The sequence below is a fragment of the Mesorhizobium escarrei genome (assembly GCF_935825525.1).
Classification (GTDB): domain Bacteria; phylum Pseudomonadota; class Alphaproteobacteria; order Rhizobiales; family Rhizobiaceae; genus Mesorhizobium; species Mesorhizobium escarrei.
Genome location: NZ_CAKXZT010000101.1, coordinates 154,264 through 164,625, shown reverse-complemented (window position 1 = coordinate 164,625; position 10,362 = coordinate 154,264). Strand labels below are relative to the sequence as shown.

General features: G+C 59.0%; 8 protein-coding genes and 2 pseudogenes. 4 read left to right on the top strand and 6 right to left on the bottom strand.

The window, feature by feature from the left end; genetic code table 11:
- Window positions 1–786: 786 nt before the first annotated feature.
- From NMG80_RS07135 to NMG80_RS37770, 3 genes and pseudogenes are all read right to left on the bottom strand, one after another.
- A complete protein-coding gene (locus NMG80_RS07135) occupies window positions 787–1,494 on the bottom strand; it encodes a toll/interleukin-1 receptor domain-containing protein (RefSeq protein WP_254017457.1) in 708 nt (235 codons plus the stop codon).
- A 274-nt stretch (window positions 1,495–1,768) separates the two neighbouring features.
- A pseudogene (locus NMG80_RS07130) lies at window positions 1,769–2,007 on the bottom strand (ABC transporter substrate-binding protein); the annotation flags it as partial.
- A 29-nt stretch (window positions 2,008–2,036) separates the two neighbouring features.
- Entirely contained in the window at window positions 2,037–2,372 is a 336-nt protein-coding gene (locus NMG80_RS37770) for a twin-arginine translocation signal domain-containing protein (protein ID WP_254017456.1), read from the bottom strand.
- Between the two features lie 527 nt (window positions 2,373–2,899).
- Between NMG80_RS37770 and NMG80_RS07120 the strand changes: the two genes are divergently transcribed.
- The 4 genes and pseudogenes from NMG80_RS07120 (at window position 2,900) to NMG80_RS07105 (ending at window position 6,356) form a co-directional block, all read left to right on the top strand.
- Window positions 2,900–3,349, top strand: a complete 450-nt coding sequence (locus NMG80_RS07120; protein ID WP_254017455.1) for a site-specific integrase — start codon at window positions 2,900–2,902, stop codon at window positions 3,347–3,349.
- A 197-nt stretch (window positions 3,350–3,546) separates the two neighbouring features.
- Window positions 3,547–3,843, top strand: coding sequence for a co-chaperone GroES (gene groES / locus NMG80_RS07115; RefSeq protein WP_254017454.1), 297 nt, complete (start codon window positions 3,547–3,549; stop codon window positions 3,841–3,843).
- A gap of 62 nt (window positions 3,844–3,905) precedes the next feature.
- Window positions 3,906–5,451: pseudogene (gene groL, locus NMG80_RS07110) on the top strand (chaperonin GroEL).
- A gap of 128 nt (window positions 5,452–5,579) precedes the next feature.
- The gene (locus NMG80_RS07105) at window positions 5,580–6,356 is read left to right on the top strand and encodes a sulfite exporter TauE/SafE family protein (RefSeq protein WP_254017453.1); all 777 of its coding nucleotides are present in this window, start codon (window positions 5,580–5,582) and stop codon (window positions 6,354–6,356) included.
- A 251-nt stretch (window positions 6,357–6,607) separates the two neighbouring features.
- Here NMG80_RS07105 and NMG80_RS07100 read toward each other — a convergent pair whose 3' ends face one another.
- The 3 genes from NMG80_RS07100 to NMG80_RS07090 all read right to left on the bottom strand — a co-directional run bounded on the left by NMG80_RS07100 (window position 6,608) and on the right by NMG80_RS07090 (window position 10,343).
- On the bottom strand, window positions 6,608–8,509 hold the full coding sequence (locus tag NMG80_RS07100; protein ID WP_254017452.1) for a putative bifunctional diguanylate cyclase/phosphodiesterase: 1,902 nt from the start codon (window positions 8,507–8,509) through the stop codon (window positions 6,608–6,610).
- Window positions 8,510–8,766: 257 nt separating this feature from the next.
- On the bottom strand, window positions 8,767–9,948 hold the full coding sequence (ubiM, locus tag NMG80_RS07095; RefSeq protein WP_254017451.1) for a 5-demethoxyubiquinol-8 5-hydroxylase UbiM: 1,182 nt from the start codon (window positions 9,946–9,948) through the stop codon (window positions 8,767–8,769).
- Window positions 9,948–10,343, bottom strand: a complete 396-nt coding sequence (locus NMG80_RS07090) for a globin domain-containing protein (protein ID WP_254017450.1) — start codon at window positions 10,341–10,343, stop codon at window positions 9,948–9,950. Before NMG80_RS07090 ends, ubiM begins: the two co-directional genes overlap by 1 nt.
- Window positions 10,344–10,362: the final 19 nt, after the last annotated feature.

Below are 10,362 nucleotides of genomic sequence, written 5' to 3'. Positions count from 1 at the left end.
CCACCGGTTTTGCCCCGGTTACGCATATTGGCCTATTTTCGGCGGCGTTTGAGTAGGCCTGAATCATTCCCACTCAATCATCAATTAGAACATCATCTTATTGATTTTCGTAATGAAATTATATCATCTGATTTCGCATACCGTCAATAATACCGTCAGATTCCTACGCTGTTGAAAACACTGAAACAATGTGGTCGACGCCGCGGTATGCACACTTTTGGCTGCATTATTTACGAGCTGCCATTCGGCGAGGCAAAGCTGGAGTTCTCCGACCATGAGGCAAGGACGGGCTTTGCTCATGCTCGACAGCCCTAGGTCGAGTAGACGAGCGGCTGTATGAAAGATCACAAGTGGTCACTCAATTCACCCCACACATAACGGCCCCCAGCTGGCGGTCACAACAATCCCGCTCGACACCCCACGCGCATGCTGGACCAATTGCTCGACGCGTCGATCTAAATTCATAGATGGCTTACGAGTTTCCCTGCCGCCGGCTCTGTCGGCCATGCGACGGGTGGTAGAGAGCCGACGGGCGGTAGAAAGCATAGCCAGTTGTCCTGCGACGGCGTTGTTGGGGGCAAGACATGCGCCCTTCCCTGCCCCACAATGCTGCGGCGAATTCGCGCCTCCTCACCTTTTGACGAACCTGCTGAACGCCGGAGATATCGGCAATCGCCGCTCGCTGCCGACAGGTTTAGATGCACGGGTGCGGCTGCCTGGTGAGTGCCGGCGCGTCAGTGCCTGAACCGCTTGTGTAACGTAGGGCCAGCCGCTCCGGCAATAAAGCTAGAGTGCGACCAGCTCGGCGAGCTTGGCCGCCACGTCTGCCATCGGCTCTTCTGCGGTGCTCAGGCCGCTTCGCGAGCCCAGCAGGGGGCTGACGTTGCGGAGAGCTTCGTACGTCGTGTTGTGGACGATGGGAACGAGCTGTTCACGCGCTAGGAGTGCCGAAAGCTCCTTGTCGGCGATGCCCTCTGCTGGGAGGCGGCGCAGCAGCGCGGGAGTAACCAGCACGATCCCGACTCGCGACTTCGCCAGTCCCTTGTCGATTTCGCGAAGCAACGGCGTGCCGAGGGCAACGTCCTTTTCGCTGAACCAGACCGAGACACCGAGTGAGTCGAGCAGATCGTGCAGCTCCTTGGCAGCCCCCTGCCGGTCGTCCCACGCGTGACATAGGAAGACATCTCGAAGGTCAGGTAGTTCCGCTCGACTCTCGACAGTGTGGCGGATAGGCGTGAGTGCCCGCACTTCTGTAGGCGTGTACAACACGGACGAGCCAGCTTTCGACCAACTTGCTTTTATGCGGCCGGATCCGCCGCCGCTGCTCCGGCCGCCCCCGCTGCCCCCCGACGAGGAATAGTAGGACAGGGCCGGGGACGAGTACGACCCGCTGCTATATCCACCGTAGCGCCCGTAGCGGTGACGGCACGCAGGGCAGTTCGCCGCAGCGCTCGCTGAGCGGTGGCCCTCTCTTGGCGCTGTGCATCTAGCCATGTGAACGTCCCCCAATGTCTTTCTCTAACAAGCTCCCGCTTGGGAGCTCAACTCGTCAAGTGCTATATCGCTTGGTCGGCGTTATTGAGAGTCTACTGTTGCAAAACTCACGATTTTTGCATCGGGCGAAAAAGTACACCAACTAGTACTCTGACAAGATGCAAAAATCTGATGCAGGTGGATTTCACTGAAGACGGGGGAGTTCGCGCCGATCAACGGACGTCCGCTTTGGAGCAACGGAATTGTCGCCCGGAACGGCCGAACTGGGAGCGCGTCGCGCCTCAATGAGAAGTTTATCGAACTTTCATTGAAGAAGTGCGTGTCGTTCCAGGGCATCGTGGATAGATAGGTAGTCGAGTACGTCTGATCCTGAGTCGGGCGACCGGCATTGACCGGGAAGTCGTTGCCGAGCGTACCGTACCCACGCAGGATCTTGTTGAGTATCTCCTCGCGGTCGATGGCAAGCTTTAGCGCCATCCTCAGATCGTTGTTGTCAAATGGCGCGGTGTCGCAGAATGACCTTCAGGTGGGTAAGCGCCTGATCATATCCACGACCTTGATATAACCGTCGAGGACGTCGCCGGATCGAGACTGTCGGCTGCCCCAGCACCACTAAGGCCGATGACAGCGCCGCGGACCGGCCCCTCAGCCCCTGATTTCTGAGTGACCTGCGCCATGTGGCCCAGCGGGGTCAGTACAGGTTTCTCGTAAACGCGCTTAACTGGAACAGTACGCATAGATGCGCGCGCAGCGCTGGCGAGGATCGAATTGGCGAACGTCGCTGAAACGCCGAGCGCCGTCGCATGTCCGAGAAACTCACGTCGGCTCAGCCGACCCGCAGCTAAACGGCGGCTGAGATAGTCGAGTTCCTGCGACATTGAGATGCTCCTCACTCGGATGGGTGTTCCCTGTGACCTCTATCGAAGCCCTATTTTGACAATATCAACTCATTGGAGCGCTTTACGGTCAAAATCCTGCTATTAACGCAGGAAATCGGCGTTCTTTCCCTTCCTCGTGCACAGTTCGTTTCATCTCGGTTTATGGTCAAATCGGCGTGGGGCCCACGACGGTGGCAAACCGGCGTGAGGGCGCTGAGGGTGCGAGCCGCAGATTATCGCGGCGAACCTGTCAGTTCCCTCCGGAGATGCCGCAGAGCAATGGAAAGGGCCGAACGAAGCTCTTAAATCTTGGCCAACGTCTCAGTGCTCGATTGGTCTTGTGAACTCCGAGGCCACAACCGTAACGCAAACTGTGACGCCGATGGAAAATCTCGGTCTTCCGATCGCAATGACGTCAAGGCCCGCGTGACCACCTACAACATCGCAGCACACGCCAGTACCCGGCATGATCGTCATGGCTTTCCGGTGCCGTTGCGGCTCAACGCGCTGCGTTCACGGCGGAATTCGTGCAGGGAGAGATTCTCGCGGAAGGCGCACTGGACGGGTTCAACGAGGAGGCGCGCCATCTTGTCTATCTAATCGCCGACACGGGACTCAGGCTCTCTGAAGCGGCAAACCTCACCACGGAAACAATCCACCTCGATCACGAAATCCCAAACATCGTCCTCAAAACGAGCATTCCGCTCGACCTGCTGATCGGAACCTACCGAACAAGCAAATTGCGAGTGCCTTGCTTTAGGATTGCCAGGCGCTTCGGCAGGCATTTGCAGACCATCGATTGCGATAAGCGCTCCTTTTGGCGATGCCACTTAGGTTATGATGAATTGCAAAAAGCTCAAGACTGTTTGGCTGGCCATCGATTCCGGCCGACTGCTCGGCCACTAATTTCACATAATTTCACATTCCAAACAGAGACGAAAGTTGGCCCAGAGCTTACGGCCGAAACGCTCGCTTAGGCAGTTGGATGCACCGTAACGGGGGCGAGGCTCCCGCGCCGATTCCAAATCCTTTGCTCTTCGGCCGCCCCTCGTCCGTCTTGACTAGTACGAACCTACGGCCTATCTCACCGCCACGTTAGCACTCCCCAGTGGCGAGTGCTAACCAAGCTCCGGCAACGGAGAACCTTTCAACCTCCGCACCAGGGATATCCAAAATGGCAAAGTCGAATTTCCGGCCGCTGCATGACCGCGTGGTCGTTCGTCGGGTCGAATCCGAATCCAAGACCTCCGGCGGCATCATCATCCCCGATACGGCGAAGGAAAAGCCACAGGAAGGCGAGATCATCGCCGTTGGTTCCGGCGCCCGCGACGAAGCCGGCAAGCTCGTCCCGCTGGACGTCAAGGCCGGCGATCGCATCCTGTTCGGCAAGTGGTCGGGCACCGAAGTCAAGCTCAATGGCGAAGACCTTCTGATCATGAAGGAATCCGACGTCATGGGCATCATCGGCTGAATATTGGCCTCACCGTCACTTAAACCCCAGGGCTCAATTCAAGCCCCTGCCAGGAGCTAAAAATGGCTGCCAAAGACGTAAAATTTTCTCGCGATGCCCGTGAGCGCATGTTGCGCGGCGTCAACATCCTCGCCGACGCTGTGAAGGTCACGCTCGGCCCCAAGGGCCGCAACGTCGTCCTCGACAAGTCGTTCGGCGCACCGCGCATCACCAAGGACGGCGTCACCGTCGCCAAGGAAATCGAGCTTGAGGACAAGTTCGAGAACATGGGCGCGCAGATGGTCCGCGAAGTTGCTTCGAAGACCAATGACATCGCCGGCGACGGCACCACGACCGCGACCGTTCGCGCAGTCGATCAAGACCTCGGAAGAGGTTGCCCAGGTCGGCACCATCGCCGGCAATGGCGATGCTTCGGTCGGCTCGATGATCGCCGAAGCGATGCAGAAGGTCGGCAATGAGGGCGTCATCACCGTCGAGGAAGCCAAGACCGCCGAGACCGAACTCGAAGTCGTCGAAGGCATGCAGTTCGACCGCGGCTATCTCTCGCCCTACTTCGTCACCAACGCCGACAAGATGGTTGCGGATCTGGAAGACGCCTACATCCTTCTCCATGAGAAGAAGCTCTCCAACCTGCAGGCCATGCTGCCGATCCTCGAGGCTGTCGTGCAGACCTCGAAGCCGCTGGTCATCATCTCGGAAGACGTCGAAGGCGAGGCTCTGGCCACGCTCGTCGTCAACAAGCTGCGCGGCGGCCTGAAGATCGCCGCCGTCAAGGCGCCGGGCTTCGGTGATCGCCGCAAGGCCATGCTGGAAGACATCGCTATCCTCACCGGTGGCCAGGTCATTTCCGAAGACCTCGGCATCAAGCTCGAGAATGTCGGCCTCAACATGCTCGGCCGCGCCAAGAAGGTGTCTATCTCCAAGGAGAACACCACCATCGTCGATGGTGCCGGCAAGAAGGCCGAGATCCAGGGCCGCGTCGCCCAGATCAAGCAGCAGATCGAGGAGACCACCTCGGACTACGACAAGGAGAAGCTGCAGGAACGTCTCGCCAAGCTGGCGGGCGGCGTTGCCGTCATCCGCGTCGGCGGTGCGACCGAGATCGAAGTCAAGGAAAAGAAGGACCGCGTCGATGACGCCCTCAACGCGACCCGTGCGGCCGTCGAAGAAGGCATCGTACCCGGCGGCGGCGTCGCACTTCTGCGCGCTTCGCTGGCCATCACCGTCAGCGGCGCCAACTCCGACCAGACCGCCGGCATCGCCATCGTGCGTCGTGCGCTGCAGGCTCCGGCTCGCCAGATCGCGGCCAACGCCGGTGCGGAAGCATCGATCGTTGCCGGCAAGATCCTCGAGAACACGGGCCCGACCTTCGGCTTCAATGCCCAGACCGGCGAATATGGCGACATGATCGCCATGGGTATCGTCGATCCGGTCAAGGTCGTGCGCACAGCTCTCCAGGATGCGGCCTCTGTCGCCGGCCTGCTGGTCACCACCGAAGCCATGATCGCGGAGGCTCCGAAGAAGGAGTCGGCTGGCGGCGGCATGCCTGCCGGCATGCCCGGCGGCGGCATGGGTGGCATGGGCGGTATGGGCGGTATGGATTTCTAAGGTCCACGCACCTCAACAATCTCGATGGGCGGCAGCGATGCCGCCCTTTTCTCTGACGCGGAGCCAAGCCGGATGCCACATCCACAAGGCTACATACGGATACGGCGGCACGTTCACGGCGGACACCAATGACTGACTTCATTCTGTTCGCCATTGTCGGCTTCCTCGCCCAGGCGGTTGACGGCGCGTTAGGCATGGCCTATGGCGCGATCTCCTCCACCGTGCTGCTCTCCTTCGGTGTTCCGCCGGCGCAGGCTTCCGCCGCGGTACACGCGGCGGAAGTGTTCACCACTGCCGCTTCCGGCACGGCGCACCACTACCACCGCAATATCGACTGGAAGCTGTTCTGGCGGCTTGCTCCTTTCGGCATTCTCGGCGGCTGCCTCGGCGCCTTCGTGCTGACCTCGTTCGACGGCGACATTGTGAAGCCCTACGTCACGACCTATCTCGCTGTGATCGGGCTCTGGCTGTTCCTCCGGTCGTTCCGCAAGATCCCCAGCAATCCGGTTCCTACCCGTCTTGTGGCGCCGCTGGGCACTGTCGGCGGCTTCCTCGACGCTGCAGGTGGCGGCGGATGGGGCCCGATGGTCGTGACCGGATTGCTCGGCGCCGGCGCGCCACCCCGCTACGTGATCGGCACTGTCAATGCGGCCGAGTTCCTGATCACGCTAGCGGTGTCCGTCACCTTCATCGTCGCGCTCGTCAGTGGGCACTGGCAGGAAGCGGGGGCGCTGTCGACCCATGCAAGCTCGGTGCTGGGGCTGATCGTGGGCGGCATAGTCGCCGCTACGCTTGCCGGATGGGTGCTCAAGGCAATTGCCGAGCGGACGCTTTTGCGGCTCGTCGGCTGCCTGATCATGCTGCTCGCTTTGTTCCAGACCGCCCAACAACTGGGATTCGTCTGACCTGAGCAAGCGGACTACCCTTCTAAGCCTTCGCTTTGCTTCCGGACATCGTGATCGGCGTAACCGAAGTGAATCGCGGACTGGAGGCGACTTGCCACCCTGGAAAACCTAACCTGCGCCACGAACAGCGTATGGCACGCCAGTGATCAACGCGTTTCCCATTCCCGCCTCGCCCCAGCCCATCGGTCATTTGACGCTCTGCTCGATGCAGTGACTGCTCTGCTCGATGTAGTGACTGATGACGGCGGCGATCAACATTGCTTCGCGTGCTCTTTTAGTGTCACCTCAAGCGCCTGGCTTAGCGGCACCGCCTTGGAGAATAGGAAGCCCTGAGCAGTTCTGCAGCCGAGCTTGTACAGAATTTGCCGGTCTGCCTCTGTTTCGACGCCCTCGGCCATGACATCGATCCCGAGCGCCCGACCAAGATCGATCACCGTTTTGACAAGCAGCCGGTCCTCCCGAGACTTGGCTAGGCCGCGAATGAAGCCTTGGTCTATTTTCACCTTGCGTATCCGACTGTCCTTGAGCGATGCCAACGTGGAAAAGCCGGTGCCGAAGTCATCAAGCGCGATGGAAATGCCGGCATGTGAAAGCCGTCCGAGCTTTTCATCTACTCTGTCCGGGTCCACTGGGGATTCTTCGGTAATCTCGATTTCGAACATCGTTGCTGGGAGGTCTTTTGCCGTCAGACCATTCAGAACCATGTCGTCGATATCGCCGGCTTCCAATTCGCGCGGTGAAACATTCATTGCCACACGAACATCTCGACGGTCAGCTTTCACCAAGCCGTCGATAAGAGCACAGCAGTCGGAGAATACCGTTTGAGTTAGCAGTTGAAGCATTCCGGTTTCGCGTGCGGCTGTCATGATTTCGGGTGGAGAGATGGAACCATGGATCGGATGGGACCACCTTAGCAAGGCTTCAAAACCGACCACGGCCTCGGTGTCGAGTCTTACGATGGATTGGAACCAAGGACCCAAGCTTCTCGTCTTTATCGCCGAATGAAGATCGCGTTCGATGGACTGGCGGCGTTGCAGTTCCCTGTCGAGTTCGGCATCGAACAGGCAAAATTCGTTCCTGCCACAACGCTTGGCCGTGTAAAGGGCGATATCCGCCCGCAACAACATTTCCGTCAGCCCCAGGCTTTCAGCCAAGTATATTCCGATCGATGCACCGATCCGGACGGACGCGACCTCGCGATAGGGGCTGGCGACTTTGGCTATGATATTGGATGCGAGGCTGCTGGGAGAAAGCGAACTCCTGAGTGAGGGAAAAAACAGCACGAACTCATCGCCGCCGATACGGGCGAGCGTTGAACCTGCCGGCGCTTCCTGCTCTATCCGGCGGGCGATCATGACGAGCAGTTCATCACCGGTCCTGTGACCGTAGGTATCGTTGACGGATTTGAAGCCGTCCAGATCAATCAGCATTGCAACGAAGGGGCCGTCTGTATTCTCGAGTTGATTGATCGCGTGTTCGAGGCCCCGTCTGTTGAGAAGGGCCGTCAGGTGGTCCTCCCTGGAATTGCGCTCCATTTCCGCCGCAAGCCGCTCCGCCTCATGTCTCAGGCGGCTGGCTTCGCGGAAGCGGGCTTGCCCTACAAACGAGCCTCGAACCAAGCCGCCGATGAACAGCAGAACGGCAAAAGCCAGAATGTAATCTTCAAAGTTGCCTTTCGCCGACAAGCAACCCACCGCGATCAGAAGCGGCGGTGTTATGAAATTGGTCGCTGCCGCGGCATATGAACTGCCGTATGTAACCGCACCAGCTGAAATGCCGGCCAGAATAATCAGATGCAGCGGTGCTTGCGGTGTTGTGTAGCCAACAGTAAGGACGGCAAGAAAGGACCAGGCAAACCCTGCCAGAAGAGCAAGGATGCCAAACCAGCGAAGCCGCTGCGAAATCCCTGTTAAATCGTCCTGATCCCCCGTCTCGTTTAGCTGATAACGGGCGAGTCCGAGGCGGGTGGCATTTATCGTATTGATAACCAAAAACCAGGCTACGCCGGCAAAGCCGTTCTCGGAAAGGGCCTGCACGGTCAAAATCAGGCCCGATAGGATAATGCTTATCGGCATTGATACGAAGAGACCTGCCCTTAGGTCAGCAAGCTGATCCTGAAGGATTCTGGCCTCCAGCTCGTCTTCTTTCTTCATGTTCGGACGGGTCAGGTTGCATCTCCTGCTTGTACGCAGCACATGTCTATGCAAGCCTACTAAAGGAGGGGTTAACTATTCAGCGCGACATCAGCCTCTGGGCTGATCAGCCAAATAAAGCGCTGAGACAATACCTCTTCGGGGCGACATTTATGGCCTGCCGCGGGAAGCTGCCGCCTCTGCGTGCAGGGGCAGCGATTACTCCGGCGAATGAGGCCCTCTTTCATCGCGCAAGGTCCAAAGCTGCTGGTACGGTTTCATCGCCTAAGCATGGCCGAAATGCCATGCCGCATAAAGGGAACATGTTGGGCGAACCGAAGCCCCACATGTCTTGCAAGCCGTGCCGCCGGGTGCTCGCTTGAGTAGAGTCCGACGACAATGTTCGTGCCATGGAAGAGCGGCGCCGCTGACAGGCGAAGCCACCTTTCGTATCCGTGCAGCATGTCGGGATCGGCAATCTCGCGACCGTCGCGACATGCTGTTAGGATTCCATAGGCGAGTTGCTTCTGGCTGCTGATACCGATGTTGAAACCATGCGCAGTTACCGGGTGCATGCCGATGGCAGCGTCGCCGATGAGTGCGGCGCTGGGAGCTTGGAATTTGTGCGCCCAAGTCGTGACCAGCGGATAGGCATGGCGCTTGCTTGCCAAGGTCATTTTTCCAAGGCGCCCTCGACACCGGTTCGTCAATTCCCTCAGAAACAAATGGTCGCTGAAGGCAAGCAGTCTATCGGCCTCGTTTGAGCACAGGGTGAGCAGCAGCGACGACACGCCCTCCGCCAGGGGCAACATCGCTATCGTCTGATGGTGATCGAACCATTCGATTGCCACCTGGTGGTGGGCGCGCTCATGCCGTACCCGGCATATTAGCATGGAGTAGCCAAGCCGATTGATATCGGCGCCTATGCCGAGCAGATCACGAGTGGCCGACAGACGTGAATCGGCGGCAACCACAAGGCTAGCGTTCAACTGCACGCCATCAGACAGCGTTACGACTGCTCCTGTCTGGCTGGTTGTTGCATCTACGACCGAGTGGCCGCACAGCAGCCGCGCGTGATTCTGCAAGTGGATGGTCTTGAACAGCGCGTCGCGAATTCGGCAATTTGGGACCAAAACTCCGAGGGGTTCTCCAGACCCGCTGGGAGGATCGAAACGCAGAGCGAAAGGGCTCGAACCGTTGAGCACGCGGGCGCCGTGAAGCGGTGATTTGTCCGAAGCGGGGATGGCATCCCAGGCGCCGATCTCGCGAAGGATTCTGATCGAGGCGTGGGTCAGCGCGATTTCCCGACCGTCAAAAGGCGGATTGGCGAGAGTATCGATTGAGTTCTGTTCGACAACTGCGACCTTGAGTTGGCTTTGAGCGAGTGATGCGGCGAAGGAAAGGCCGACCGGCCCGGCTCCGACAACAACGATATCGAATCTGTCCTCAGCGCCGCCCATCAGCGTGCCGCCATCGCGGCGGCTATCCTCGTGAGACGCTGGTTGAGTTCAGCCTCCTGTCGTGCGCTGCGTTCCAATGCCCGCCGTATCGCCTCAAGGCGCAGGGCGGGAAAATCCGCATGTATCAGCAACGAAGCAGGAAATCGCCTCAAACTCGTATGCGGGTGATCGGACCAGCGCTCGCGTCCGCGCAGCCAAGCACATACCCAGCCAGCAAGCGAGATTGTCACGTCGGCAGTTTTTGACCGACGCGGCGCCCTTATCCCCCTGTATGCAGGGTCGGTTCCAATCAGGTCGTGGAACTCGTCAACCAGAGCACGGACCGGTGGACCGCCCGCCGGACGAATGAGAATATTATCTGAGGCTTCTGATGACTGCATCTTGTCGGCATTCATTGGTTGAGAAGTGGCCTCC